Source organism: Cellulophaga baltica (genome assembly GCF_018861125.1).
In the GTDB taxonomy this organism is placed as follows: domain Bacteria; phylum Bacteroidota; class Bacteroidia; order Flavobacteriales; family Flavobacteriaceae; genus Cellulophaga; species Cellulophaga baltica_A.
This window is the reverse complement of record NZ_JAHKQN010000005.1, coordinates 278,129-304,198: the sequence shown is the minus strand read 5'-3', so window position 1 is coordinate 304,198 and position 26,070 is coordinate 278,129. Positions and strand designations below refer to the sequence as shown.

Genomic DNA, 26,070 nt, shown 5'->3' with positions numbered 1-26,070 from the left:
GTTTTTTGGTTATTTTCAATATTTTGAAAATCAGATGTTTAAATATTTAAACATATTTTATTTCTGTTTTTTTGAAATATTTTAGTTTTTACTGTAACATATTTTCTATAAGGTAGTCTAACAGAAAACAAAGCAAACCAAGAACAACTACAATACAACCAAATGATTGAAATAAAAGATCTGCACAAGTCCTATAAAATGGGGAGCAATGCTCTTCATGTTTTAAAAGGAATCAATTTTTCAGTAGAAGAAGGCGAGTTAGTAGCTATAATGGGGTCTTCCGGTTCGGGAAAATCTACATTACTTAATATTTTAGGTATGTTAGATGAATTAGATGAAGGTTCGTATACGTTAGATGGTGTGCCAATCAAAAACCTAAATGAAACTAAAGCTGCGCAATATCGAAATAAGTTCTTGGGGTTCATTTTTCAATCTTTCAATTTAATAAATTATAAAAGTGCGGCAGAGAATGTAGCCTTGCCACTATACTACCAAAAAGTTGGACGAAAAGAACGCCATGACAAAGCTTTAAAATATTTAGAGCAAGTAGGTCTTAAACAATGGTCTTCTCATTTGCCTAGTGAATTATCTGGTGGACAAAAACAACGTGTTGCTATTGCAAGAGCAATGGCTGCAGAACCTAAAGTGTTATTAGCTGATGAGCCTACAGGAGCATTAGATAGTAAAACTTCGTATGAGGTTATGGATTTGATTCAGAAAATTAACGATGCAGGAAATACAATTTTAATTGTAACTCACGAACCTGATATTGCTGATATGTGTAAACGTATTGTGCATTTAAAAGATGGTGTTATTGTTGAAGATAAAGTAATTGATCAGGTAAGAGCGCAACAATATGTTTGATAGAGACATTTGGCAAGAAATTATTTATAGTATAAAGAATAATAAGCTTAGAACTTTCTTGACAGGGTTTTCTGTTGGCTGGGGAATATTTATTCTTGTATTATTGTTGGCATCTGTAAATGGGATGCAAAATGGTTTTTACTTGCAATTTAATGATGATGCTACAAACTCAATTTTCGTAAGATCTGGGAGTACAACAAAAGCTTACGGTGGTTTTGAAGCAAACCGTAAAATTCAATTTAAGAATAATGATATTGATTATATTAGAAAAAGCTTTCCTGAAGATTTAGAGTATATAAGTGCAAGGTATTATGCAAATACAACTGCAAGATATAAGAGTGAAACCGGTTCGTATAGTGTGCAGGCAGTTGAGCCAGAATATCAAATTATTGAAAAAACTATTGTAACTGATGGGCGCTATATTAATATAAATGACCTTGTCTCAAAGGCTAAAGTAGCGGTAATAGGTAGAAAAGTAAAAGAAGATTTATTTGATACGGAAGATGCAATAGGAAAGTTTGTAGAATTCAATGGATTGCCATTTCGGGTAATCGGTATTTTTACTGATGATGGAGACGATAATGCTGAGCGTAGTATATATGCACCACTTAGTACTTACCAAAGTATTTATGGTAATACGGATTATATTGACAATATTGCATTGACTTACAACCCCAATTATGACTTAACTAAAGCGCTTTCTTTTTCAAACCGTTTAGAAAACCTTTTTAAACGCAGATATAAGGTTTCTCCTGAAGATCAATCTGGAATTAGAGTATGGAATTATGCTGAAGCTTTTTCAGATATCAGTAGTTTTACTAGTGTATTAAATGCAATAGGTATTGTAGTTGGTCTACTAATATTAATTGCTGGTATTGTGGGTATTGGTAATATTATGGTGTTTACCGTAAAAGAACGAACCAAAGAAATAGGAATACGTAAGGCGCTTGGGGCAGAACCAGGACAGATTATAAAGCTAGTAATACTTGAATCAGTATTTATAACAGCAATGTCGGGTTTTATAGGTCTTTTTTTTGCGTGGATTATTTTAGCAATTGTAGGACCTAATATACAATCACCAGCATTTGCAAACCCATCAGTAGATTTTTCAACTGTATTTACGGCGACAATTATATTAGTTGTTGCAGGTGTATTCGCAGGATTAATTCCGGCAATGAAAGCGGCGAATATTAAACCAATTGTAGCACTAAGAGATAAATAATATGTGGTTATTTGATAGAGATTTGTGGCTAGAGATTTTCAATACATTAGGTAAAAACATGTTTCGTACATTTTTGACCATGTTAGGGGTAATATTTGCTATGGTAATTTTAATGTTACTATTAGGTTCAGCAAACGGAATGAGTAATGGTTTTAATAAAATTTTTGCAGGTACGGCATCAAACAGTCTTTTTGTATGGAGTCAAAGTACATCTGAACCTTATAAAGGTTTTGAGCGTGGTAGACGAATAAATTTCAGGTTAGAGGATGCTGAAATTTTAAAAAAACAAATTCCGGAAATTGAAGTTCTAGCACCACGTATAGAATTAGGTAGTCATAGAGGTGTGGTGACTGTATATAGAAATGGTAGAACTAGTGGTTCGTCAGTTTATGGTGATTATCCTGAGATTGATAATATTACCAAAAAATCACTTGTTTTGGGGCGTTTTATCAATCAGAATGATATTAATGAGAATAAAAAAATCTGTGTGATTGGAGAAGAAACTTTTAAGCTTCTTTTTGATAAAAATGAAAATGCTATAGGCGAAAATGTACGAATTAATGGAGTGTTTTTTACTGTCGTAGGTATTTATAAGCCAAGTAAAAATATAAATATTGATGGTGAAAATGCAGTGTTTATTCCTTTTTCAACATTTCAAAAAGCATACGGTTCTGGTGACCGAATGGGTTGGATGGCAATTTCTGTCGAGGCAGGAAAAAAAGTTCCGGTTATAGAGCAGAAAATAAAGAAAATATTAAAAGCTAAATACGATATAGCACCTCATGATGAACGTGGTATTGGTAGTTTTGATATGTCTGAAATATTCAATAATATCACAGGATTTACAACGGTATTAAAAGGATTTTCATTCTTTATTGGGATTTTTACTTTATTAGCAGGTGTTATTGCGATAAGTAATATTCTGTTAATAACAGTAAAAGAACGGACAAAAGAAATTGGTGTTAGGCGGGCATTAGGGGCAACTCCAAAAGTTGTAAAAAGACAAATTGTACTAGAGGCTATTGTGCTTACAGGTTTTGCAGGATTAATTGGTTTTGCAATTTCAGTAGGAATTTTGGGAGTATTAGATAACATTTTTGGTAGTGGTGAAGAGTTTCCGTTTCAAAACCCAATGGTGAGTATACCACAGTTTTTAATATCGTTTTTCTTGATGGTGGGCTTGAGTGTCTTAATCGGATTGATTCCAGCAAATAGAGCTATCAGAATAAAACCAATTGACGCATTAAGAGAAGAATAAAATAGTAAATAATAAGAACCAACAATCAAATTACATAAAATGAATAAGTACTTAAAATTCGGACTAATAGGACTTGTGTGTATAGCAATTTTAGCGGCTATTGTCTTTTTTATGAAAAAAAATAGCACGCCCACAAAATTGTATGAGACTGCTACTTTAGAGCAAAAAAACATTACGAATAAAGTGGTGGTTACAGGAAAAGTAATTCCTGAAGATGAAATTGAAATTAAGCCTCAGATTTCAGGGATAATTGAAAAAATCTATCTTGAAGAAGGAGCGAAGGTTAATGCAGGTGATTTAATTGCTTTAATAAAAGTTGTGCCAAATGAACAGTCTTTAAACAATGCTCGTGGTCGTATTTCAAATGCAAATTTAGCATTGAATAACGTGAAAACAGAGTATGACAGAAATAAAAAGTTGTTTGATAAAGGTGTGATTTCTAGTCAAGATTTTAACAGCATTCAACTACAATATGATCAAGCAAAACAAGAGCTAAGTAATGCAAATACAGATTATCAAATTATTAGAGTAGGTTCAGCAAGTGGTTCGGCGAGTGCAAATACAAATATTAGAGCCACAGTATCAGGTACAATACTTGAAATTCCGGTAGAAGAAGGTGATCAAGTTATAGAGAGTAACAACTTTAATGATGGTACTACAATTGCTACAATTGCCGATATGAATAAAATGATTTTTGAAGGAGAAGTTGACGAGGCTGAAGTTGGAAAATTAAAATTAGGAATGCCTTTAAAAATTAATTTGGGAGCTTTAGATAAAACTACTTTTTCAGCTTTATTAAAGTTTATTGCTCCAAAAGGTGTTGAAGAAGATGGTGCCGTACAATTTAGAATTGAAGGTGATCTTGAAAAAAAGGATAGTGTTAATGTTCGTGCAGGGTATAGTGCAAACGCATCAATAGTTTTAGAAGAGAAAAAAGACGTGTTAGCTATTAAAGAGGCATTGTTGCAATTTGATAAAGAAACACAAGAACCTTATGTTGAAATTGAGAAATCTGAAAATGAGTTTGAACGTAAAAATTTAGTTTTAGGAGTAAGTGATGGTATTGATGTTGAAGTAGTTTCAGGACTTGATAAAGAAATGAAAATTAAGGTATGGAATGAGCTTGATTCAGAAAGCGAAATAAACAATGATTAATAATTTTTAAGTCATCAAATTAAAATAATATGAAATTTAAAATAACATCATTATTACTATTACTTGTTTTCATTTCAGGTTTTTCTCAAGAGAAAAGATGGACATTAGCAGAATGTGTTGAATATGCTGTAGAAAATAATTTATCAATAGCTCAGTATGAATTAGATTTAGAAGGTGTGGTAATTGATAAATCAGATGCACTTGGTAATTTTTTACCAAGTGTAAACGGTTCGGTTACAGCATCAGGAAATACAGGTTTGTCATTTGACCCTACGACTAATCAAGCGGTTACAACAACAATTTTTACAGCATCAGGAAGTGTAACATCCTCATTGACTCTTTTTGACGGTTTACAAAATCTACACACTTATAATAGAGCAAAGTTAAGTGCTATTGCAAGTCAGTATAGGTTAGATGATTTAAAAGATGATATTCGTTTAAATGTTGCCAATGCATATTTAAATGTTTTATCAAATAAAGAATCGTTACGAACTTTTCAAGCACAATACAATGTTACACAACAAGATATTAATAAAACAAAAGAACTTGTAGATGCTGGTGTAGTGCCACGTGGCGATTTATTAGAAGTTGAAGCGACCTTAGCAACACAAGAACAGCAAATAGTAAATGCCGAGAACTTAATTCTAATTTCAAAAATTAATTTAGCACAACTTTTGCAGATTACAGAATATCAAAGTTTTGATATTGCTGACGAAGTTTTTGAAGTGCCACCATCAAATATTCTAGGAAACTCTCCTAAAGCTATTTTTCAAAAAGCATTGACCTTCAGAAATGATATTAAAAACTCTGAATTGAATGTAAATGTTGCAGAGAAAGATTTGCAAATTGCAAAAGGAGCTTTGTATCCAACTTTAAATGCTTTTTTTCAATACAATACCGCATATTCTGGGCAACAGCAATTTGATACTGATGTGATGGAGTTTTATAGAGAATCTTTTAAAAATCAATTGTGGATGAATGATGGTATTTCTTACGGTGCACAATTGAATATTCCAGTATTTAACGGTTTTGGTGTGAAGAATACTATTAAACGTTCAAAAATAAATATAGAAAAAGCTAAAGTACAGTTAGAGCAAGATAAGTTGGCTTTAGAAACCAATATTAATCAAGCTTATGTTGATGTGAAAAGCTTTTCAAAAGCTTATGAAGCTGCAGAAAAAACGTTAGAAGCAAGACGGTTGGCTTATGAGTATTCTAAAGATCGTTTTGAGGTTGGTTTGATGAACTCTTTTGATTATAGTCAAGCACAAGCAAGAGTTGATGATGCTGAAGCACAATTGATAAAATCTAAATATGACTATATTTTTCGTTTAAAAGTTTTAGAATTTTATTTTGGATTACCACTAGTTCTTAATTAAAATTCATCAAATAAAAAGCTCTTTTTTCTTCAGTAAGTAGCATGTATCTTTGCAAAGATTATGGGAGTTATTTTAAATATAGAAACGGCTACAACTAACTGTTCGGTTAGTATTGCTAAAGATGAGAATTTATTAGCTATTAAAGAGTTTGATAGTGCTAGTTATTCTCATGCAGAACAATTGCATTTATTTATTGAAGAAGTGGTTAAAAACGCTTCTTTGGAGTTAAATGATTTAAATGCAATTGCTGTTAGTAAAGGACCAGGTTCGTACACTGGTTTAAGAATTGGAGTTTCTGCTGCAAAGGGTTTGTGTTTTGCATTAGATATTCCTTTAATTTCAATTCCTACATTAGAAAGTATAGCAAATAAAGAGAAAGAGTTTACTGTTGACTACATTATTCCTGTGCTTGATGCGCGTAGAATGGAAGTGTATTCAGCAGTTTATAATGACGCTTTAGTTGAGATAAGAGAAACCAGAGCAGAAATAATTGAAGAGAATTCTTTTGAAGAATATGCCGCTAAAGGAATTGTTTTAATAGTTGGTAGTGGAGCTGAAAAATGTAAAGAGATTTTAAAATCTATTAATTTTAAGTTTCAAACAACAGCTGTGCCTTCAGCAAAAGAAATGGTGTTGTTATCAAATAAAAAGTTCAAAGAAAACAACTTTGAAAATGTTGCTTACTTTGAACCTTATTATTTAAAAGACTTTATTGCTTTAAAGAAAAAAAGTTAAAATCTGTTTTATTTATTGTATTGAACAACTTGAGGGAAAGGTATTTCGATTCCTTCAGCGTCAAATCTTAATTTTGTTTGTTCCATTACGAAAAAGTGAGCATCCCAAAAATCAGAATTTTTAGCCCAAAAACGTAATGTTAAGTTTACTGAACTTTCAGCTAATTCATCTACATATACTGCTGGAGCAGGATCAGTAAATATATTTTCATTATCAGCACAAATTTTTAATAAAACTTCTTGGGCTTTCTTTAAATCTGAATTATAGCCAATACCAACGATAATTTTATCTCTACGTGTATCTTGAGCGTTATAATTTGTTATGTTGTTGTTTGATAACTGTCCGTTAGGTATTATTACAATTTGATTACCAAAAGTGCTAAGCTTAGTTGTAAAAATTGATATTTCTTTTACGGTACCATTCACACCTTGAGCTTCAATAAAATCTCCAACTTTAAAAGGTTTGAATAATAATATTAAAACACCACCAGCAAAATTAGCTAAGGATCCTTGTAATGCTAAACCAATTGCCAAACCAGCAGCACCAATAATTGCTACTAATGATGAAGATTGAACCCCTAATTGTGTTATAACAAGTACAAATAGCATAATTTTTAATGCCATACTTATTAAACTTTGTAAAAAAGATTCTAATGATTCATCGTAATCATGTTTTTCAAAAAACTTGCGAACCAATTTGTTGATGAATTTTATTAGCCATAAGCCAACAAAAAATATTATAATTGCTATTAGTAAATTAGGTAGAAAGGCAATTACCCATTCCATTGCTTCGTCAAAATATTTTTGATAATCCTCTGCGTTTAAATCCATTTCAATATTCTTATTTATATTAACAATCAAATGCAAAGGAAGTTAATCTAAAAGCACTATCAAACATAAAATATCGTTAAAGTCAAGACTTGAATTGTTTGTGTTAAGAATTGAGTTTAACGTGCTTAAAATAAAAAAAAGGACTGCCTATATTAAACAGTCCTTTTTTGTGTGATTTGAAATTTATTTGAAATTAATTAATCTCAAATGTAATTTTCACGTTTACTCTATATTGAGAAATTTCACCATTTTCTACACTAGCACTTTGCTCATTAATATATACAGAACGAATGTTTTGTACACTTTTAGATGCCTGTGCTAACGCTTTTTTAGTTGCGTCTTCCCAACTTGTTTCTGAATTTGCTAATACTTCTATTACTTTTAAAATTGCCATTTTATATTATTTTTAGTGTTTAGCTAAAAGTATAAAACATTATTTTAAATAATTGAAGTTGTATTGATTAGCGTTAATATTTTAACCATTTACTGCAATTACGCTTTTAACCTTGTCACCTAGCATTTCCTTTAACATGTTTTCAATACCATTTTTAAGTGTAAAGGTTGATGACGGGCAACCACTACAAGCACCTTGCAAAATTACATTTACAACTTTACTTTCTTTGTCATACGATTGAAACATAATATTACCGCCATCACTAGCAACAGCTGGTTTAATATATTCTTCAAGAATATCAATAATTTTTTTAGAAGTATCATCTAAATTAACATCTTGTAATTGTGTCTTTGGTGCTTCAGCTTTGTTTTTCACAACACTCTCTGCACTAACAACCTCATGTCCTTCAGCAATAAAATTGCGAATTAGTTCACGAATTTCAAAAGTCACTTCATTCCAATCTGCAACATCATATTTAGTAATAGAAACATAATTTTCATCAAAAAATACTTCTTTTACAAAAGGGAAGTGAAAAAGTTTTTGAGCTAAAGCAGAATCTTTAGCTTCATCAATATTTTTAAACTCGAATATTGTAGGTACAATTGTTTTGTTTGAAACGAATTTCATAACCGATGGGTTAGGAGTACTTTCAGCATAAACAGTAGCGGCAACTTTCTTAGGGCTGTTATCTTCAATAACAACTGGTTCACCTGTATTTAAATAAGCTACTAATTGTAGAGCAACTTCATCTTTAACATCATTCCACTCTACAATATCATAACGCTCTAAAGCAATAAAACTAGCGGCAATATAAACTGTTTTTACAAATGGTAAATAGAATAATTGCTTGGCTAAAGGTGAGTTTTTAGCTTCGTCAATATTTTTATATTCATAGTTATTACTATTCGTAATAAAATGATTAGTATCAAATTTTAGTATGGCTGGGTTATTGGTTTCAACGATAGTAACTGAATACTCTTTCATAGTAATTTTAATTTACAGCAAAAGTACAAAGTTATTACAACTAAAAGACTATATAATAATGTTACGTTAAAGTCGTTATAGTTTATATTTGAAGAACTCGAAAGCACTATCTCAACAATTAATTAACTAAATGAAAAAATTATATTTTTCTTTACTACTAGTTTCTTTTTTCAATTTAACGTCTTGGGCACAAGAAGGTATTCCTGTTTATTTTGATTATTTATCTGATAATTATTATTTAGTTCACCCGTCAATGGCAGGTATTGGACAAGGTGGTAAAGTTAGGCTTACTGCTAGAAAACAGTGGTTTGATGTTAATGACGCTCCAAATTTACAAACCTTAAATGCGCACATGCGTGTAGGTGAAAAAAGTGGCTTAGGTGTTATTTTTTTTAATGATGAAAATGGATATCATTCTCAAACAGGGGCAAAATTTACATATGCGCACCATTTGAAATTAGGTGGTGATGGTCGTTTTTTAAATCAATTGTCATTTGGTTTGAGCGGTACTATTTTACAAAGTAATTTAGACGAAACTGAATTTAGATCTGCAACACCTGATCCTGCTATTGTAGGTTCAAAAATTAGTGCTTCATATTTCAATACTGATTTGGGTGTTTCTTATAATTATTTAGAATTTTATGCTCATGCATCAATTTTAAACTTATTGAGTACAAGAAGAGATTTGTATTACCAAGATAGAGCAGATGATGCGAATGTGTTAGAGGTTGATAATTTGAGAAGATATTTACTTACCGTTGGTTATGTTTTTGGTAGAGGTGATGTGCAAATAGAACCGTCAGCAATGCTTCAAATATCTGATTATACTGGTGAAAAATATATTGATTTAAATGCGAAAGTTTATAAAGATGTAGATTTTGGAAAAATCTGGGGAGGGTTATCATACCGTCGTAGTTTTGATGGTGCACAATATGCAACATCTGATTCAGTTGGAGAGCAACGTTTGCAATTGATTACTCCTATTGTAGGTTTAAATTATAAAAACTTTATGGTTTCATACAATTACTCATACCAAACTGGAGATATTCGTTTTGATAATGGTGGTTTTCATCAAATTACTTTAGGGTTTGATTTTTTACAACCTGAAAAGCGTTACGATTGTAATTGTCCGGCAGTAAATTATTAATAACAAAGTGTTTGCTGTAAATTACAACAAACACTTTGTAGATTCTTATTACTCATCCCACTTGTAATTTTTGCTCTCAGCTTGTTTTTTAATGGCATTTAGCATGGCACTTTCAAGTTCGCCAGAAGCTTCCTTTTTATTTGCAATAATATACTCTTGTCGTTTTTTATTTAATGTTTGAATTTCTTTTTGAATCGCTTTTCTTTCAGATTTTTTCTCAGCAATTTTGGTTTCAATTTCTTTATTGGTTTTATTTTTTAATGAATCTGGTAATTGTTCTTTTTTGATTTTTGATACATCAAAATTACTATCATCAGAGGCATCAACTAAATCCCATTTAGAATTTTTATACAATTTAGAACTTTTACTAACGGCTCTTTTAACAGCTACTTCAGCTTCAACTTCCATAGCATTTTCATCCTGTATCGCTTGGTTTTGATATTTAGCTTTTCCTAAAGCACCATAACTGATGTAAGTTTTGTTCAGTTTAGTGTTCATTTTTACAATATCATCATCGTAAGGTGTGTCAACATAAGTAACTTGTTTATTGTGATCTATAGCTATATAATCACCACCAGTTAGGTTGGCTCCGTTTTTCCATTGCGTTGTAACACCTTGCTCATAATTGCCACAAAAAATGGTATTTACAATAACATCTTTTTCTTTTGCATTCGTAACCGCATCTTTATAATTCAGCCTACCTTGAGTAAAAGATTCATTACCTGCTATAAATATCATTTTTAAATTATCAGGATTTTCACCCCAATCTAATTGTTTTAATGAGGTTTGTATTACAGTTCCGCAATATTCTTCACCTCCATTTGTAGTTAATGAAAAGAGTTTTTCTGAAATTTCATCTAAATCACCACTAAAACCCAAAACTTGTTGAATGTATCCTTCATGTGATGATAGATTATCATTTCCATATTGATATAAAGCAATTTCTAAATTGGGACTTATATAATCAGGATCGTTACCGCATTTAACTTTTACGTATGCAAATTTATTTACAATATCCCACAGTTGTGACTTTGCTTGATCAATAAGTCCATCCATACTATTACTAGTATCTAACAGTAGTGCAATTTTCACGGTGTTGTTGGCATGTTTATGCGTTTCATTATTTGCTTGAGCAATGATGGGTTCAATTTTCTTTTCTTCAGTTTTAAAATTACATGCTTGCATAGTAGTGCATGATATTGCAATTAAACCAAGTCCGATAGTTTTTTTAATAGTCATCATAATTGTAGTTTTCTGTTTTGTTGGAATAAAACTACAGGTAAACTTTTTTGATTAAAACAACTATTGAGTGAACGCTACTTATGAATGAGTGTGCAAGCGAGGTTAATTTGTAAAGCGGAAAAACATCTTAGGATAACATTCAAATGACAGAATTTGCATTTTTTAATACCGTTTAAAACAAGTAAGTTTATCTTTTATTAAATTAAAGCATGAATAAAGTTCAGAACATACTTATAGTAATTCTCTTATTTTGTTTTGTGGGTTTTTCACAGGGTCAAAATAGAGGCTATAGCTTTATGGTAAAAGGTTCTGTAAAAGGAAAGGAGAATCTGGAGCCAATCTCAGGTGTAATTGTAACTACAAGTAGTGGTGGCTATACAGTGACAAATGGTTTAGGTGAATTTAAGATAGAAGCAATTGTTGGTGATGATATTCGTTTTGAGAGTAATGAATTTATTAGTGTTTCTCATAGAATAGCGAGTGATGAAGATGTTGATGTTTTAGTAGAAGATTATACGGCTTCAGGTAAGAAAAAAAGCAAATTTTCTAGCAATAGTTGGCAACTACATACAGAACAATACCTTGATTCTGCTATTCATTATAGAAAAATTAATATTGAAAAAAGTATCGATTTTGTTACAAAGGCTATTTCGCAATTAGGTCGTAATGGTGATAAAACAGATTTAGCAAAATCATATACAGTTTTAGGTGAAACCTATCAATATTATAAGCAATACGATTTAGCAATTGATAGCTATAAAAATGCACTTGTCTCATCAAAAAATACGAAAGCAGAATTATTATTAGCGGAGTGTTATATTTTAGAAAAAGAGTATGCTAGTGCGGTGGTTATATTAAAAACCTCGTTAAATTCTAAAAACATTTCTACAGAGCAAAAAGCACATGTTTATGAAAGTTTGGGTGATGCTTACAAAGGTTTAGGGCAATCAGAAAAATCTCTTGAAAACTATAATATAGGCCTACGTTATGCAAATTCAAAATCGAGATTATCAAAACAGGCAGATTTAAATTCTAAAATTGCAGATGTTTATGTTGAAAGTGATGAAATAGCTGTTGCGGAGGAATATTACGATAATTCTTTATTACTATCAGAACAGGAAGCACCAAAGAGAGCCGTTCAAGAAAAAGAAAAAGTAGCAGATTTTTATAATAGACAGAACGAGTATGATAAAGAGGTTGATTTGCGTAAAAAAAGTTTAGAAGACCTTGAGCGAATTAATGAAAGTAAAAGCGAGGTTTTAAAAGTAGCAAAAGAACCTTCAAGTCCTGATTCGATATCAACACAGCGTATAAAATATAAAATTGGAAATGCTTTATTGTCACAGCAAAAGTACGATGAAGCTATTCCGTATTTAGAAGAAAGTATTGTAGAAGCTGGTGAAGATGATGATTTAATTGTACAGAAAGATGCTACAAGGCGGTTGTCAGAACTTTATGAATACAAAGGAGACTTTTCAAAAGCTTATGAAACATATCGTAAATATGTTACTATGGTTGATACCTTATATATTCGTAAGGAGCAAGAAATAGCACGTGCATCGAAACTAAATAGAGATATTGCGGTAAAACAGAATAGAATATCTGGTCTAGAAAAAGATCGTGAGTTGTACCAAAGCAAATATGATTTAGCTTTAACCAGCGAGCAGTTAATGAAAGGTCAAAGGTGGCTTATTTATTCCTTAATTTTCGGGATGTTGTTATTTGGGTTAACAACGTATTTTTTTTATAGAAGTAATAAGCAACAAAAATTAGCAAATAATTTATTGGCCTTAAAATCATTAAGATCACAAATGAATCCGCACTTTATATTTAATGCTTTAAACTCAGTAAACAATTATATAGCTAAAAGTGATGAGCGTAGTGCGAATAGATATTTGAGTGATTTTTCAACCTTAATGCGAGCAGTATTAGAAAACTCAGAAGAAGATTTTATTTCGCTAGTGAAAGAGATTGAGTTGTTAACCTTGTATACAAAACTTGAGCATTCTCGTTTTCCTGATAAGTTTGAATATGAAATTAAGATAGATGCTAATATAGATGTTTCTTCATATCAAATTCCGCCAATGTTATTGCAACCTTATATCGAGAATGCCATTTGGCACGGCTTAAGATATAAAGAGGAAAAGGGTTTTTTGAAAATAAACATTGAAGCTCATTCTAAGAATGAAATTCAGATAATTATAGTTGATAATGGAGTTGGTAGATCAAAATCAATTGCATTAAAAACTAACAATCAAAAGAAGCAAAAATCTAAAGGAATGAAAAATATCAAAAAGAGAATTGATATTTTAAATGATATGTATAAGGATAAGCTTGCGGTTGATATTTCAGATTACAAATCAGACGGAACAGGAACTAAAGTTGTTTTTACTTTAAAAAAAGATGAATAGGTTATGAAACTAAATGCAATTTTGGTAGAAGATGAAGCTAATAGTAGAGAAATACTACGGAATTATTTAGCCAAATATTGTCCTGATGTAAATTTGTTGGGGGAGGCTTCAACTATAAAAGAAGGCTTAACTTTAATAGAATCTCATACGCTAGATTTGGTTTTTTTAGATGTCGAAATGCCATTTGGAAATGCCTTTGATTTGTTAGAGCAAGTACCAAACCGTTCGTTTGAAACCGTTTTTGTTACTGCGTATAATAATTATGCAATGGATGCTTTAAATAATCATGCTGCATATTACTTAATGAAACCAATTAGTATTGATGAGCTGATAAAAGCTGTTGATTATGTAAAAGAAATTCGACAAAAAGAAAATGCTTTAGAGGATCAAATTTTAAAACCTAAACTTAAAAATGTAGAAGGTAAAATTACTATTCCGCAACAAGATGGTTTTCAAGTTTTAGAAGTTACATCAATTTTATATTGTAAAGCTGATGATAACTATACCGAAATTTATTTAGCGGATAAGAAAATAGTAGTGAGTAAAACTCTTAAATATTTTGAAGGTATCCTAAGTGATTATTCTTTTGCTAGAATACATAAATCGTATGTGGTTAATGTAAATGAAGTAGTGAAGTATGTAAAAGGTAAAGGAGGAAGTGTTATAATTTCCAGTGGAAAAGAGCTTTTGGTTTCAGCCTCTAAAAAGAAAGATTTGTTAGCTTATTTTGAGTAGTTTTTTAATTTTAAGAGGTATAAAAAAGAGAAATATATGATTATTAAAACAATAAAGGGGAATACACCAAAAATGGGTGAAGATTGTTTTATTGCTGAAAATGCCACAATAGTTGGTGAAGTAACAATGGGTGATCAATGTAGTGTTTGGTATAATGCTGTTATTAGAGGTGATGTTCATTTTATTAAAATGGGTAATAAGGTAAACATACAAGATGGTGCAGTAATTCATGCAACTTATAAAAAATCACCAACAACTATTGGTAATAATGTGTCAGTGGGGCATAATGCAATTGTTCACGGTTGCACATTACACGATAATGTTTTAGTGGGCATGGGGAGTATTATTATGGACGATTGTGTGGTGGAAAGTAATAGTATAATTGCAGCAGGTGCTGTTTTAACAAAAGGGACGCATGTACCAGCGGGTAGTATTTTTGCAGGTATGCCTGCAAAAAAAATAAAAGATATTAGTCCTGAATTAAGTCATGGGGAAATAAATAGAATAGCAGATAATTATATTCTATATTCAAGTTGGTTTAAGGAATAAAAACGAGTAAAAGGTAGAATAAATTTTATTACTATTTTTGTTGCAAATTTAAAGATTGAAAACGATGAACGCATATATTTTTCCAGGTCAAGGGGCACAATTTGTAGGTATGGGCTTAGACCTTTACGAAAATTATCCAATAGCACAAGAGCTGTTTGAAAAAGCAAATGAAATACTAGGTTTTAGTATTACTGATATTATGTTTGAAGGTACTCCTGAAGAGTTAAAACAAACGAAAGTGACACAACCTGCAATATTTTTACACTCTGTAATTTTAAGTAAAGTATTAGGTGATTCGTTTAAACCAGATATGGTTGCAGGTCACTCTTTAGGTGAGTTTTCAGCATTGGTTGCAAATGGTGTTTTAAATTTTGAAGACGGATTAAAGTTGGTTTCTCAAAGAGCTTTAGCAATGCAAAAAGCATGTGAGGTGCAACCAAGTACGATGGCAGCAGTTTTAGCATTAGCTGATGACGTTGTTGAAAAAATTTGTAAAGAAACACCAGGTATTGTTGTAGCTGCAAACTATAATTGTCCAGGTCAGTTAGTAATTTCTGGTGAAGTTGAAGCTATCAATACAGCTTGTGAAAAAATGAAAGAAGCCGGTGCACGTAGAGCATTAGTTTTGCCTGTTGGTGGTGCTTTTCATTCTCCGTTGATGGAACCAGCAAGAGAAGAGTTAGCTGCAGCTATTGAGAATACAGAGTTTAGTACACCTTCTTGTCCTATTTATCAAAATGTAACAACTACAGCAGTTGTTGATCCTGAAGAAATAAAAAAGAACTTAATCTCTCAACTTACTGCACCAGTAAAATGGACGCAAAGTGTTCAAAATATGGTGAAAGATGGTGCTACATTATTTACTGAAGTTGGCCCAGGGAAAGTATTACAAGGGTTGGTTAAAAAGATAGACTCAAGCGCTCAGGCTACTGCTGCAACACTTGAATAGTAGTTATTGTTAATTTTATTGCATTTTATCCCTGATATCAGTATTTGCTCGATTTTTTAACTTAATATTAAGTCGAAATTCGATTAAGATAAAGTGTTTCGTTTTTTTTGTACCATAAAGAGTAACACAATGAAAAACAATATGCTAGATATTCCATCTGCAAAAAAACAAACAATATTTAATGGGGCAAGTTTCTTTGTTTTCATTGTATTGTTGTTTTTACCATTTATTGGAATAGCGCAATCTACAATTGTTGTTGAGGCGACAGATTCTTCTGCAACAGAAGGTGATGCTACAGATACAGGTATTTTTAATATTGATTTGGGAGCTACCAACACTACGGATGGTGATATAACAGTTTCATTTACATTAAGTGGAACAGCCACAGAGGGAACAGATTATACAAGTGATTTAAATTCGGTCGTAATTCCTGGTGGAGAAAGAACAGCTATTGTTACAATTACGCCTTTAAATGATTCTGTTTTTGAAGGAAATGAGGAAATAACGATACGTTTAACAAGTTCAAGTAATACTGCATCATTTGCAATTGTAGACAATACAAGTAGTAGAGCAGCTATAACTTTGGTTGATGATGATGGTTGTAGTGCAGGGCCAAATGCTCCGCAAGCTATTTCTTCAATTACTACAGGGTATTGCTCTGATGAGGTTGTCGATTTAGCAAGTTTCATTTCTAGTACAACCCCACCGGGTACAACATTGGAATTTACAGAAGGAAATGATAGTCCTAATCCTAATTTTCCGAATTCATTTTTAGATTCTTCAGTAATTGATGAAAGTGGTACATACTACGCATTCTATTATGGTACCCAAACGGATGGAAGTACTTGTATTAGTCCGGTTCTTGAATTACCAGAAATCACATTTAATGAAACTCCTTCTGTAGGAGAAACAAATAATGCTAATGTAACTTGTAATAGTGGTGGTTTTTTTGGTTTACAATATGAAACTACAATTGACTTAGATGATACACTTACTGGTGAAACTCCAGGAGGTGATTGGGAGTTTTCTAGTGGTCCTACTGGTCAAGCATCCTCAATAGATACAGATGATAATAGTGTAAATTATGACGGACAACCTGCTGGTGAGTATGAGTATAGGTATACACCAGATTATGATGATGCACTTTTTTGTACAATTGAAACAATAACAGTTACGATATATGTAAATGATTGTACAGAAGATTGTGATGCAGGAAATTCACCACCAGAATTGGCAGATGGTGTTACGGTTGAACCTTTTTGTGTGATAGATGGAGAAAACTTTGGTCAAGATTTAAGTGTTTATTTATCTGATGATAGTGATGCTCCAAATGGTTCAGAACTAATCTGGAGTAGAAGTAATGATTATACAAGAGATGAACTTTATTTAACTGGCTCAACGGTTACTACTGAAGGAACTTATTATGCTTTTTACTTTGATGAAAGCAATGACTGTGCTAGTCCAGTTTTGGAAATAGATGTTGTTTTAAATGAACAACCTGAGATACTTTCGGTTACGGATAATGCATTATGTACGGAAGGTATTATGACTTTAGAAGCTACCGCAACTGATGGTAGTACTATTAATTGGTATGATGCGGATGGCGCTTTACTTGAAGAAGCTACGGAAATTTATACTACTGAAAACTTAACTGAAACTACTAGCTTTTTTGTAGAAGCAGTATTAAATGATTGTGTATCTGAACAACAAGAGGTTATAGCAACGATAAACAATGAGCCAGTATTAGAAGCTGTTGAAGAATCAATTGATGCTTGTAATATAGGTGATTCTACATACCCTGAAATTATAGACTTGAATGACGGACTTGTGACTTCTGTTTCTGGTACTTGGGAGATTACTTCTGATCCTTCGAATTCTTTAGAAATAATAAGTCAAAGTATTGTTGACTTTGAAGGAATTCCTGAAGGTAATTATACGTTTACTTTTACTACAGATACTGCTGTTGCTCCATGTTCTGAACAAACTGCAACAATCACTGTAGTGGTTAATGAGTGTATTTTAGATACGGATAATGATGGGCTTAGTGATGATGATGAAACAGCTATTGGAACTGACCCTACAAATAATGATTCTGACGGAGATGGTATTTTAGATGCAGAAGAAGTTGGTGATGATATTGAAAATCCTATTGATTCAGATGCTGATGGTATTATCGATGCCTTAGAATCTGATACTGAAGATGAGGATTTAGATGGTGTTGCAAATCAGTCAGATCCAGGAAATTCAAATCCTTGCGTTCCTGATAATACTATTGGTTTGTGTGATACAGATGGTGATGGTATTAGTGATGGTGATGAAATCGCTACAGGTACTGATGAGTTAGATGCATGTGATCCTTTCTTAACACCAGATTGTGAGCCTGATCCAATTGATCTTGAGATAACAAAAACAGTTGATAATGAACAACCAAGTGAAGGTGATATTATTGAATTTACTGTAACACTTACTAATTTAAGTTCTGATCCGGTTACGGCAATATCAATAGATGAATTAATAACAAGCGATAGTGGGTTTAGTTATAATTCACATGTAGAATCTACTGGAACATATAGTCCAACAACTGGTCTTTGGGATATTCAAGAAATAGCTGGTGGTGAAGTAAATACGCTTAATATTACGGTTACAGTTTTAGAAGATGGTAATTATACTAATATAGCGGAATTAATGTCTTCTTTCCCTGATGATAATAATGCAACCAACGATATTGCAACAGTAGTTATTGGTGTAGAGAGTGTATTGACGGAAGCTGATTGCGGATTTGTATTTAATCAGTTTTCGCCAAATGGTGATGGTATAAATGACTTATTGGTGATTAACTGTATAGAAGAATTTCAGAATGTTTCATTAGAAATATTTGACCGTTACGGAAATCAAGTTTATAGTAATAGCAATTATGATAATACTTGGGATGGTACTGGTAATAATGGTAATGTGCCTAAAGGAACCTATTATTATATTTTAGATTTAGGAGATGATTTTTCTTCGGTAAAAGGTTGGATTCAAATAATTAGGTAATAGTTAGTACGATTATAATGAATAAAATAAATAAACAAATATATTGGTTATTAGTACTTATTTTAAGCAGTTTAACAACTGTTTATGGCCAAAGAGAACCACAATATACACAGTACATGTACAATATAGGCAGCTTTAATCCTGCTTATGTAGGCTCTGTTGAAAATACAGAAATAACAAGCTCATATCGCGCGCAATGGATTTCTGTTGAGGGTGCGCCAAGAACATTACGTTTAGGGGCTAATATTCCTTTTAGTAATGAAAAAAATGGATTAGGTTTCAATATTATTCACGATGAATTAGGACCTTCTACACAAACATATTTTGATGTAGCATATTCATTTCAAGTGAAATTATCAGACGAAACAAAACTATCTTTTGGTATTGATGCCGGAGGATCATTATTAAATGTTGATTATTCAAAAGGAAGTTTTGAGGTAATAAATGAGCCTTTGATTAATTCTAATACATTAAATAAATTTTACCCAACGGTAGGTGCCGGAGCTTTTTTGTATGGGGAAAATTGGTACACTGGGGTTTCAGTTCCTAATTTTTTAACTGATGTTGTTTACAATGATGAGGTGTCTGTTTATATAGAAGATAAACCACAATTTAATTTTATTGGAGGTTATGTTTTTGATATTTCTGATGGGTTAAAGTTTAAACCTGCGTTCTTATTAAACTATTTAGAAGGTTTGCCTTTAAATGCGAATATATCTACTAATTTTTTAATAAGTGATATTGTTACTTTGGGAGCTTCATACCGTTTTGATAATGCGGTTAGCGCTTTGGCAGGCTTACAGCTATCAAACAGTCTTTTTGTTGGGTATTCATATGATTATAATGTCAATGGTTATTCTTCAAGTTACAACGATGGTTCACATGAGTTGGTGCTTAAATTTTATTTCGGAAGAAAAAATAATTCAAGAAATAATTCTAACAAGAAACTAAAAGGAAAACCAAAACAAATTGATACTCCAAGATTCTTCTAATAAAACGAGATAAAAATGAAATTGAGATTTATAACATTGTTGTTTTGTTTGTTGCTTAATGTATTTGCATTTGCTCAGGAAAACTCTAAAGCAGATAATTATTTTTTTGAGTACGCATATAATGATGCTATAAAGCAGTATAATGTAGAGAAGAGTAAAAAACCACTTACCAATCAACAGTATTTAAACCTTGCAGATTCTTATTTAAAAACTAGAGAATATGATAAGGCAAGTGAAATATATGCTACAATTTATGAAAAAGATACCACTTTGTCTAGCGCATATATTAGTAAACTATTAGTTGCATTTTCTAAAACAGAAAACGATAAGGATAAGGTGAAATATTACTTGTCAGAAGCTAAAGACAGGTTGCCAAAAGAGTTGCTTGAAAACTCAGATTTTAATGCTGAAATTTTGGCAAAGAATAAAGATATGGAGTTTGAAGCCTACATATTTAATTGCTCTATAAATAGTGCGCAGGCAGATTTTTCTCCTGCATTTTATAATGATCAAGTTATTTTTACAAGTGGCAGGCCAAAAGATGAAAAAGAAATTTATAAGCCATCAGGTGAGGCATATTTAGATATTTATTCTGGTAAAATACAATTAGATGGTGATATTACGGTGCCTAAAGTTTTTTCTAAAATCCCGAGTTCTAATTTTCATAAAGCAACTCCTTTTTACATTTCGCAATTAGATGATTTTGTCTATATGTTATCAAATGCAGATGGTGAAGATTTGCTTTTTGATAAAAACGGGAAAAACACTTTAGCTATTGGAGCAGTTAATAATAAAGGCAAGTTTAGGTATTTACTTAGAGATTTAAGTACGTCATTTTACTATCCATTTTATCAAAGTGAAAGTAATAAACTTTATTTTGCGGCCGACTTTGAACATGGGTACGGAGGTACAGATATTTATTATGTTTATACCAATAATGGACAAATTATGTCAGCTCCTATAAATTTAGGACCACGTATTAATACTCCAGGAAATGAAATTGCACCTTACATATATGAAGGTCATTTGTACTTTTCTTCTGATATATTTTATGGCTTAGGCGGTATGGATATTTATACTTCATCAATTCAATTAGATGATAGTTTTAGTATTCCTGTAAATCTAGGAAATGGTATAAATAGTGAAAAAGATGACTTTGGTTTTATTATAAGAAACAATAGTCGTGATGGTGGTTTAATTGGGTATTTTTCTTCAAATAGAGAAAAAGGAAAAGGAAACGATGATATATATGGTTTTAAACTAGATCAAAAACCGGGTTTAAAAACTTTATCTGTGAAAGGTGAAGTCGTTAATGCTAAATCAAATAAAGGTGTTGAGAATTTCAATATGTCACTTTATGATAAGAATGGTAATGTATTACGAAAAACTAAAACGGATAAAGAAGGTAAATATCAATTTGAAATTCCTTTTACGAACTCTTATGCTGTTAAAGCTACTAAAGAAGGTTTTGGGTCTTATAAACAATCTTTTGTTGTTTCAAAAGATCAATCAGAACAAGTACAACTCCTAAACATTCAATTATCTTCAGTTGATGATTTAATTGAGCAAAAAGAAGGTAAGAATGTTTTAAAAATGAGAAAGCTTTATTTTGATAAAAAATCTAGCAATATTAATGAAAGTATAGCAACTGAATTAGATAAAGTTGCTACTACAGTTTTAAGCTTTCCTAATATGAAACTTAAAATAGAATCTCATACTACTAGTAAAGGTAGTGATACTTACAATGTAGCGCTTTCTCAAAATAGAGCGGAAGCAATAAAATCCTATTTGATGAGTAAAGGTGTTTCAAGTGTTAATTTCTCTGAAGTTATTGGTTATGGTGAAACGCAATTATTAAATCAATGTAAAAACGGTGTTTATTGTTTAGAGTTCTTGCACAATCAAAATGAACGCTCAATTATTTCAGTAGTTAATTTTAATGATTTAAAAAATTAAGAACAGTAAAATTATTCTTATTTAATTTCAATTTTATCACCATAAAACTTCGGTTGTTTATTGGTAGCAATATCTATAAATACTTTAACGCGAGCAAAATATTCTCTTAGTTGAACTTTAAATCCGTTAGCGCCTGATAAATCAGTAGCGTTAAAGCCAATTGCAGTAAGTCCTTTTTTTTGAGCTATATAAATAGCTCTATCATTATGGAATTTTTGAGAAATAACTGTAACACTATCTAAATTAAAAATATGTTTGGCTCTTACCATAGAGTCTAGAGTTCTAAAACCAGCATAATCTAAAAATATTTTTTCTTTAGGGATTCCTGCTTCAATTAAGTCTTTTTTTATTGCAGTAGGTTCATTGTAATAAATGCTTCCATTATCACCACTAACTAACACAAAGTCAATTTTTTTTGCATTAAATAATTCAACAGTTGCGTTTATTCTATTTGTGTAATAAGGGTTAGCTTTTCCTGTGGTTAGTTTTTTTGCAGTTCCTAAAATGAGACCGACTCTATTTTTAGGAATATTTTCAACTTCACTAAACGTTTTTCCATTTGAAGAATTTTCAATGATAGCATAGCAAACAAATAATGTTATGCAAAATAGCAATAAGAGAGATACAAGAGTAAAAAGAATTTTTTTGACCATAAAATGAATCCTGTTAACTAAAGGTAATTAAATTATAGTAGTAGACTTAATATTAAATGGTATTTTCAGGTTTTAAAATAGAAGGTTAGTCCTTATTGGTGGATTTTATGAATAGATTTTTTTGCTTTTTTATGTTGACTGTGTTTTTTAGCTCTTGTGTGAGTGTTAAAAAGTATAATGAAGATATAGCAGCTACCCATTCTGTAAGTGACTTAAGAAATGATATAGATATAGCCTACACTAAATTAAAAAAGCTTCATCCTAAACTATATCAATTTATAAATAAAGAAAAATTAAATTTTAAATTTGATAGTTTAAAACAGACAATTAATGCACCATTAACTAGTCGTGAGTTTTATAAAAAGATAGCTCCAGTTATATCGGAAGTTAGACAAGGACATATATCTGTTTTCAATCCTTCAAAAAAATACACAAAAAAAGAATATAAAGCACTTAGAGAAAAGAAATTTGAATTCTATGAGTTTGATTTTGAAAATGTGGGTGATGCATTTTTGGTAAAACAAAACCGAGGATTAGATTCTACTTTGGTTGGTGCTCAGATTTTAAAAATTAACAATGAACCCATAACCAATTTAATTGCGGATTATCAAAATTTTTTTTCTTCTGATGGTTATAATCAATCCTTTAAAGATAGGTTTGTGGCACTTCGGTTTTCTTCTTTTTATTTTAAAGACAAAGGGTATTTAGATAGTTTGTCAATAACATTTAAACAACATGATTCTGTTTTCTCACGAATGTTTCGCAGAATACCTAAAGATTCTGTATTAAGTAAAATTGATAGTTTGAAAAATGAAGAAATTGTAAAACTTTCACGAGATCAAAAACGAGCAAAAAAGCATGCATCTAAATACAAAAGAAAATACAATTTAAAACACGGATATATTCCTTTAAAAAAAACATATACTCGTAATTTTAGATTTATTGGTATAGATAGTAGTGTGGCTTATATCAAAATTAGCAATTTCAATAACGGACCTTATGAGAAGTTTTATAAAGAAACTTTTCAAAAAATTAAAGCTTCAAATACTCAAAATTTAATTCTTGATTTGCGAGATAACACTGGAGGAAGACTTGATGAAATAGTGAGTTTGTATAGGTATTTGACTACTGATACGAATAAGTTTGTGGAAAAAGCCCAAACAAAAACACGAATACCATTTAACAAGTCTTTTATTTCAAAAGGGAAACCTGCCTTCATGAATTTTATGGCTGTATTAGCATCACCAATTTCAATACCAATTGAATGGTTGAAAACTAGTAAAAAAGACGGGGTAATATATTATAAGGTTTCAGGCACTAAAAAGGCTAAAAAAGTAAATCCACTACATTATTCAGGTGCTATTTATGTATTGATTAATGGGAATTCTTTTTCTGCGTCAGCAATATTGGCAACTAATTTAAAAGCAACAGAGAGAGCTTTTTTTGTAGGTGAAGAAACTGGCGGACATTACAATGGTACTGTTGCAGGCGTGCAAAAATATATTTTATTACCAGAATCAAAGGTTAGTTTTCATTTTGGTTTAATGCAAATAGAAACACCTTACCAAAAGCCCGAAAATGGCTATGGTGTATTTCCAGATGTTCAAATTATTCCAACTAAAAAGGATAGAGAACAAGGGGTTGACCCAGAATTAAAATGGGTTTTAGATCATATTGAAAAATAATAATCCCACCTTTTTTAGTTTTAAAATACAAGGTTAAAGTATTGTTATTTTATTACTTTTTTTTAATCTCAAATTGTTCAGTTATTACATTTGCTCTATAATATTATACATTATTAAAATACAATAGTTCGCAGTTTAACAATGATTAATTTTTCTATTGTATGTTTTTTAATAATGCTTTTATTAAGATGAAAACAAAATTAATTGTAAAAAGAATTTAGTATGGATGTAATGGAAAGAGCATTGGAATTTGAAAGCCGAAAAATGTCCGGAATGACTACCAGTAATAGGGTAGAGGCTTCAAGAGAGGTAAAAGCATTAATTTTAGAGCTTAATGATATTTATAAGGTTGATAAAGATGCTGGAATTATGGATGTCATGAAACGTTTAACATTAATTAAACGTAAAATTGAAAAACGCTTGAATGGAAACCTTACAGTTTAAGAATAATTAAAATTCTTAATAAAAAAAGGAGTTGTAATTTATTACAGGTCCTTTTTGTATTAAAAAATAAAATATAAAGCCTTTTTATTTTTTAATATGAAACATGAATTAGAACTTTCTGTCTTACTTTTTATATTTTTAAGTATCTATAATTATAACCCTTTTTGTATATGAAAAATTTCTTGTGGCTTAGTTGTTTTGCTTTTATATTCTCACTTAATGCACAACCGGTAAAAAAAGCGCCTGTGTATGCAGGGCAAGGCCCAGCAGTAATTGTGTTAACAGAATCAAAACCTACGCAAAAACAATGGAAGGGAAATTTTACTTTTGAAGAAAGTGACGTTGTATTTTCTAATGATTTTGAGGGAGCAAGATTAAATGGGGTTATACAAATTAATGATAGTACTTTTACAGCCTTAATTACTTCAGAAAATACACCTATAAATACAAGTCCGTGGTATGCTTTCAGGGTATCGGCTAAAAAGCCAAAAACTATTAATGTAGTACTTACTTATCAAGATGGGATTAAAAGTAGGTATTATCCTAAATTGAGTAAAGATGGCGAACATTGGACGCCTTTAGATAGTCTCAATTACACTCCTTTTGAGAAAGGTAATGAAGCTTTTGGCATGGGGTCACTACCGCTGAAAGTAAGTATGAAACTTGAGATAGGTAATGAGCCTTTGTGGATTGCGGGCCAAGAGTTAGAAACTTCAAGTATTGTGCGTAAATGGGCCACTAAATTAGCAACTGAAAAAGATATTTCATACTCAAGTATAGGTAAAAGTAAAGAAGGTCGAGATATGGGGCTTCTGTCTATTGGTAAATCAGAATCAAAAAATATGATTATGATTATCTCAAGGCAGCACCCGCCAGAAATAACGGGGTATTTGTCAATGAAAGCTTTTGTTGAAACTATAGCTTCTGATTCTAAATTGGCAAAAAAGTTTAGAAAAAAGTTTGGCGTGTTTGTTGTACCATTGATGAACCCTGATGGAGTTGATAATGGCCATTGGAGGCATAATATGGGAGGTGTTGATTTAAATAGAGATTGGGAAAATTTTAATCAACCAGAAACCAGTGCTGTCAGAGATTTTATGGTGGCAAAAGAAAAAGAAACAAATGGAAAATTTTACTTCGGAATAGATTTTCACTCTACCTGGGATGATATTTATTATACTATTGATGCCAAGTTTGAGGGGAATATGCCAGGGTTAGTACCTGATTGGTTAGATGCTGTAAAATTAGATTTATCTGGTTATGATCCAAATATTAAACCGAGTGATAAAGTGAAACCTACAGCGGTATCTAAAAACTATTTTTATGTGGCTCATGGTGCGGAAGCTTTAGTTTTTGAGATAGGGGATAATACACCAAGAGATTTTATAAAAGAAAAAGCAACTGTGAGTGCAAATAAATTAATGATGCTAATGCTTAAAAAACTATAAAA

At 31.2% G+C, this 26,070-nt stretch carries 22 protein-coding genes; 17 read left to right on the top strand and 5 right to left on the bottom strand.

Features of this window, described 5'->3' with window-relative positions:
• Positions 1-162: 162 nt before the first annotated feature.
• From KO500_RS02070 to tsaB, 6 genes are read left to right on the top strand one after another with little or no spacing between them, the layout of a single operon-like run.
• Positions 163-864 (top strand): ABC transporter ATP-binding protein, encoded by a 702-nt coding sequence (locus tag KO500_RS02070; RefSeq protein WP_215954834.1) that lies wholly within the window; start codon positions 163-165, stop codon positions 862-864.
• Entirely contained in the window at positions 857-2,086 is a 1,230-nt protein-coding gene (locus KO500_RS02065; protein WP_215954833.1) for an ABC transporter permease, read from the top strand. Before KO500_RS02070 ends, KO500_RS02065 begins: the two co-directional genes overlap by 8 nt.
• A gap of 1 nt (position 2,087) precedes the next feature.
• Positions 2,088-3,344: an ABC transporter permease gene (locus KO500_RS02060; protein WP_215954832.1), complete on the top strand. Its 1,257-nt coding sequence runs from the start codon at positions 2,088-2,090 to the stop codon at positions 3,342-3,344.
• A 39-nt stretch (positions 3,345-3,383) separates the two neighbouring features.
• Positions 3,384-4,499 (top strand): efflux RND transporter periplasmic adaptor subunit, encoded by a 1,116-nt coding sequence (locus KO500_RS02055; RefSeq protein WP_215954831.1) that lies wholly within the window; start codon positions 3,384-3,386, stop codon positions 4,497-4,499.
• A gap of 29 nt (positions 4,500-4,528) precedes the next feature.
• Positions 4,529-5,878, top strand: coding sequence for a TolC family protein (locus KO500_RS02050; protein WP_215954830.1), 1,350 nt, complete (start codon positions 4,529-4,531; stop codon positions 5,876-5,878).
• 60 nt (positions 5,879-5,938) lie between these two features.
• The gene (gene tsaB, locus KO500_RS02045) at positions 5,939-6,613 is read left to right on the top strand and encodes a tRNA (adenosine(37)-N6)-threonylcarbamoyltransferase complex dimerization subunit type 1 TsaB (protein WP_215954829.1); all 675 of its coding nucleotides are present in this window, start codon (positions 5,939-5,941) and stop codon (positions 6,611-6,613) included.
• Between the two features lie 8 nt (positions 6,614-6,621).
• Here the strand turns inward: tsaB and KO500_RS02040 are convergent, their stop codons facing one another.
• The 3 genes from KO500_RS02040 to KO500_RS02030 form a co-directional block, all read right to left on the bottom strand.
• Positions 6,622-7,443 carry a mechanosensitive ion channel family protein gene (locus KO500_RS02040; RefSeq protein ID WP_215954828.1) on the bottom strand — a complete coding sequence of 274 codons (822 nt, stop codon included), beginning with the start codon at positions 7,441-7,443 and terminating at the stop codon, positions 6,622-6,624.
• 193 nt (positions 7,444-7,636) lie between these two features.
• On the bottom strand, positions 7,637-7,837 hold the full coding sequence (locus tag KO500_RS02035) for a dodecin family protein (RefSeq protein WP_215954827.1): 201 nt from the start codon (positions 7,835-7,837) through the stop codon (positions 7,637-7,639).
• 81 nt (positions 7,838-7,918) lie between these two features.
• On the bottom strand, positions 7,919-8,821 hold the full coding sequence (locus KO500_RS02030) for a NifU family protein (RefSeq protein WP_215954826.1): 903 nt from the start codon (positions 8,819-8,821) through the stop codon (positions 7,919-7,921).
• A gap of 130 nt (positions 8,822-8,951) precedes the next feature.
• Between KO500_RS02030 and KO500_RS02025 the strand changes: the two genes are divergently transcribed.
• Positions 8,952-9,968, top strand: a complete 1,017-nt coding sequence (locus KO500_RS02025; RefSeq protein ID WP_215954825.1) for a PorP/SprF family type IX secretion system membrane protein — start codon at positions 8,952-8,954, stop codon at positions 9,966-9,968.
• A 48-nt stretch (positions 9,969-10,016) separates the two neighbouring features.
• Here KO500_RS02025 and KO500_RS02020 read toward each other — a convergent pair whose 3' ends face one another.
• Complete coding sequence (locus KO500_RS02020; RefSeq protein WP_215954824.1) at positions 10,017-11,210, bottom strand: vWA domain-containing protein; 1,194 nt, start codon at positions 11,208-11,210, stop codon at positions 10,017-10,019.
• Positions 11,211-11,419: 209 nt separating this feature from the next.
• Here KO500_RS02020 and KO500_RS02015 point away from each other — a divergent pair, with 209 nt between their 5' ends.
• From KO500_RS02015 to KO500_RS01985, 7 genes are all read left to right on the top strand, one after another.
• Positions 11,420-13,621 carry a tetratricopeptide repeat-containing sensor histidine kinase gene (locus KO500_RS02015; RefSeq protein ID WP_215954823.1) on the top strand — a complete coding sequence of 734 codons (2,202 nt, stop codon included), beginning with the start codon at positions 11,420-11,422 and terminating at the stop codon, positions 13,619-13,621.
• A 3-nt stretch (positions 13,622-13,624) separates the two neighbouring features.
• Positions 13,625-14,356, top strand: coding sequence for a LytR/AlgR family response regulator transcription factor (locus tag KO500_RS02010; RefSeq protein ID WP_215954822.1), 732 nt, complete (start codon positions 13,625-13,627; stop codon positions 14,354-14,356).
• A gap of 36 nt (positions 14,357-14,392) precedes the next feature.
• On the top strand, positions 14,393-14,905 hold the full coding sequence (locus KO500_RS02005; RefSeq protein WP_215954821.1) for a gamma carbonic anhydrase family protein: 513 nt from the start codon (positions 14,393-14,395) through the stop codon (positions 14,903-14,905).
• A 64-nt stretch (positions 14,906-14,969) separates the two neighbouring features.
• Entirely contained in the window at positions 14,970-15,854 is an 885-nt protein-coding gene (gene fabD, locus KO500_RS02000) for an ACP S-malonyltransferase (protein ID WP_215954820.1), read from the top strand.
• Positions 15,855-15,983: 129 nt separating this feature from the next.
• The gene (locus tag KO500_RS01995) at positions 15,984-18,890 is read left to right on the top strand and encodes a gliding motility-associated C-terminal domain-containing protein (protein WP_215954819.1); all 2,907 of its coding nucleotides are present in this window, start codon (positions 15,984-15,986) and stop codon (positions 18,888-18,890) included.
• A gap of 17 nt (positions 18,891-18,907) precedes the next feature.
• Entirely contained in the window at positions 18,908-19,882 is a 975-nt protein-coding gene (locus KO500_RS01990) for a PorP/SprF family type IX secretion system membrane protein (protein WP_215954818.1), read from the top strand.
• Positions 19,883-19,897: 15 nt separating this feature from the next.
• A complete protein-coding gene (locus tag KO500_RS01985) occupies positions 19,898-21,838 on the top strand; it encodes an OmpA family protein (protein WP_215954817.1) in 1,941 nt (646 codons plus the stop codon).
• Between the two features lie 17 nt (positions 21,839-21,855).
• On the opposite strand, the gene KO500_RS01980 is transcribed toward KO500_RS01985, so the two are convergent.
• The gene (locus KO500_RS01980; RefSeq protein WP_215954816.1) at positions 21,856-22,491 is read right to left on the bottom strand and encodes a SanA/YdcF family protein; all 636 of its coding nucleotides are present in this window, start codon (positions 22,489-22,491) and stop codon (positions 21,856-21,858) included.
• A 107-nt stretch (positions 22,492-22,598) separates the two neighbouring features.
• Between KO500_RS01980 and KO500_RS01975 the strand changes: the two genes are divergently transcribed.
• From KO500_RS01975 to KO500_RS01965, 3 genes are all read left to right on the top strand, one after another.
• Positions 22,599-24,176, top strand: coding sequence for a S41 family peptidase (locus KO500_RS01975; protein WP_215954815.1), 1,578 nt, complete (start codon positions 22,599-22,601; stop codon positions 24,174-24,176).
• Between the two features lie 222 nt (positions 24,177-24,398).
• A complete protein-coding gene (locus tag KO500_RS01970) occupies positions 24,399-24,620 on the top strand; it encodes a hypothetical protein (RefSeq protein WP_215954814.1) in 222 nt (73 codons plus the stop codon).
• Positions 24,621-24,790: 170 nt separating this feature from the next.
• Entirely contained in the window at positions 24,791-26,068 is a 1,278-nt protein-coding gene (locus tag KO500_RS01965) for a M14 family metallopeptidase (RefSeq protein ID WP_215954813.1), read from the top strand.
• The last annotated feature ends 2 nt before the right edge of the window (positions 26,069-26,070 follow it).

Bases quoted from the DNA above. Each gene is read 5' to 3' on its own strand.
- KO500_RS02070 (WP_215954834.1), top strand. From the start codon at position 163: ATGATTGAAATAAAAGATCTGCACAAGTCCTATAAAATGGGGAGCAAT.
- KO500_RS02065 (WP_215954833.1), top strand. From the start codon at position 857: ATGTTTGATAGAGACATTTGGCAAGAAATTATTTATAGTATAAAGAAT.
- KO500_RS02060 (WP_215954832.1), top strand. From the start codon at position 2,088: ATGTGGTTATTTGATAGAGATTTGTGGCTAGAGATTTTCAATACATTA.
- KO500_RS02055 (WP_215954831.1), top strand. From the start codon at position 3,384: ATGAATAAGTACTTAAAATTCGGACTAATAGGACTTGTGTGTATAGCA.
- KO500_RS02050 (WP_215954830.1), top strand. From the start codon at position 4,529: ATGAAATTTAAAATAACATCATTATTACTATTACTTGTTTTCATTTCA.
- tsaB (WP_215954829.1), top strand. From the start codon at position 5,939: ATGGGAGTTATTTTAAATATAGAAACGGCTACAACTAACTGTTCGGTT.
- KO500_RS02040 (WP_215954828.1), bottom strand. From the start codon at position 7,443: ATGGATTTAAACGCAGAGGATTATCAAAAATATTTTGACGAAGCAATG.
- KO500_RS02035 (WP_215954827.1), bottom strand. From the start codon at position 7,837: ATGGCAATTTTAAAAGTAATAGAAGTATTAGCAAATTCAGAAACAAGT.
- KO500_RS02030 (WP_215954826.1), bottom strand. From the start codon at position 8,821: ATGAAAGAGTATTCAGTTACTATCGTTGAAACCAATAACCCAGCCATA.
- KO500_RS02025 (WP_215954825.1), top strand. From the start codon at position 8,952: ATGAAAAAATTATATTTTTCTTTACTACTAGTTTCTTTTTTCAATTTA.
- KO500_RS02020 (WP_215954824.1), bottom strand. From the start codon at position 11,210: ATGATGACTATTAAAAAAACTATCGGACTTGGTTTAATTGCAATATCA.
- KO500_RS02015 (WP_215954823.1), top strand. From the start codon at position 11,420: ATGAATAAAGTTCAGAACATACTTATAGTAATTCTCTTATTTTGTTTT.
- KO500_RS02010 (WP_215954822.1), top strand. From the start codon at position 13,625: ATGAAACTAAATGCAATTTTGGTAGAAGATGAAGCTAATAGTAGAGAA.
- KO500_RS02005 (WP_215954821.1), top strand. From the start codon at position 14,393: ATGATTATTAAAACAATAAAGGGGAATACACCAAAAATGGGTGAAGAT.
- fabD (WP_215954820.1), top strand. From the start codon at position 14,970: ATGAACGCATATATTTTTCCAGGTCAAGGGGCACAATTTGTAGGTATG.
- KO500_RS01995 (WP_215954819.1), top strand. From the start codon at position 15,984: ATGAAAAACAATATGCTAGATATTCCATCTGCAAAAAAACAAACAATA.
- KO500_RS01990 (WP_215954818.1), top strand. From the start codon at position 18,908: ATGAATAAAATAAATAAACAAATATATTGGTTATTAGTACTTATTTTA.
- KO500_RS01985 (WP_215954817.1), top strand. From the start codon at position 19,898: ATGAAATTGAGATTTATAACATTGTTGTTTTGTTTGTTGCTTAATGTA.
- KO500_RS01980 (WP_215954816.1), bottom strand. From the start codon at position 22,491: ATGGTCAAAAAAATTCTTTTTACTCTTGTATCTCTCTTATTGCTATTT.
- KO500_RS01975 (WP_215954815.1), top strand. From the start codon at position 22,599: ATGAATAGATTTTTTTGCTTTTTTATGTTGACTGTGTTTTTTAGCTCT.
- KO500_RS01970 (WP_215954814.1), top strand. From the start codon at position 24,399: ATGGATGTAATGGAAAGAGCATTGGAATTTGAAAGCCGAAAAATGTCC.
- KO500_RS01965 (WP_215954813.1), top strand. From the start codon at position 24,791: ATGAAAAATTTCTTGTGGCTTAGTTGTTTTGCTTTTATATTCTCACTT.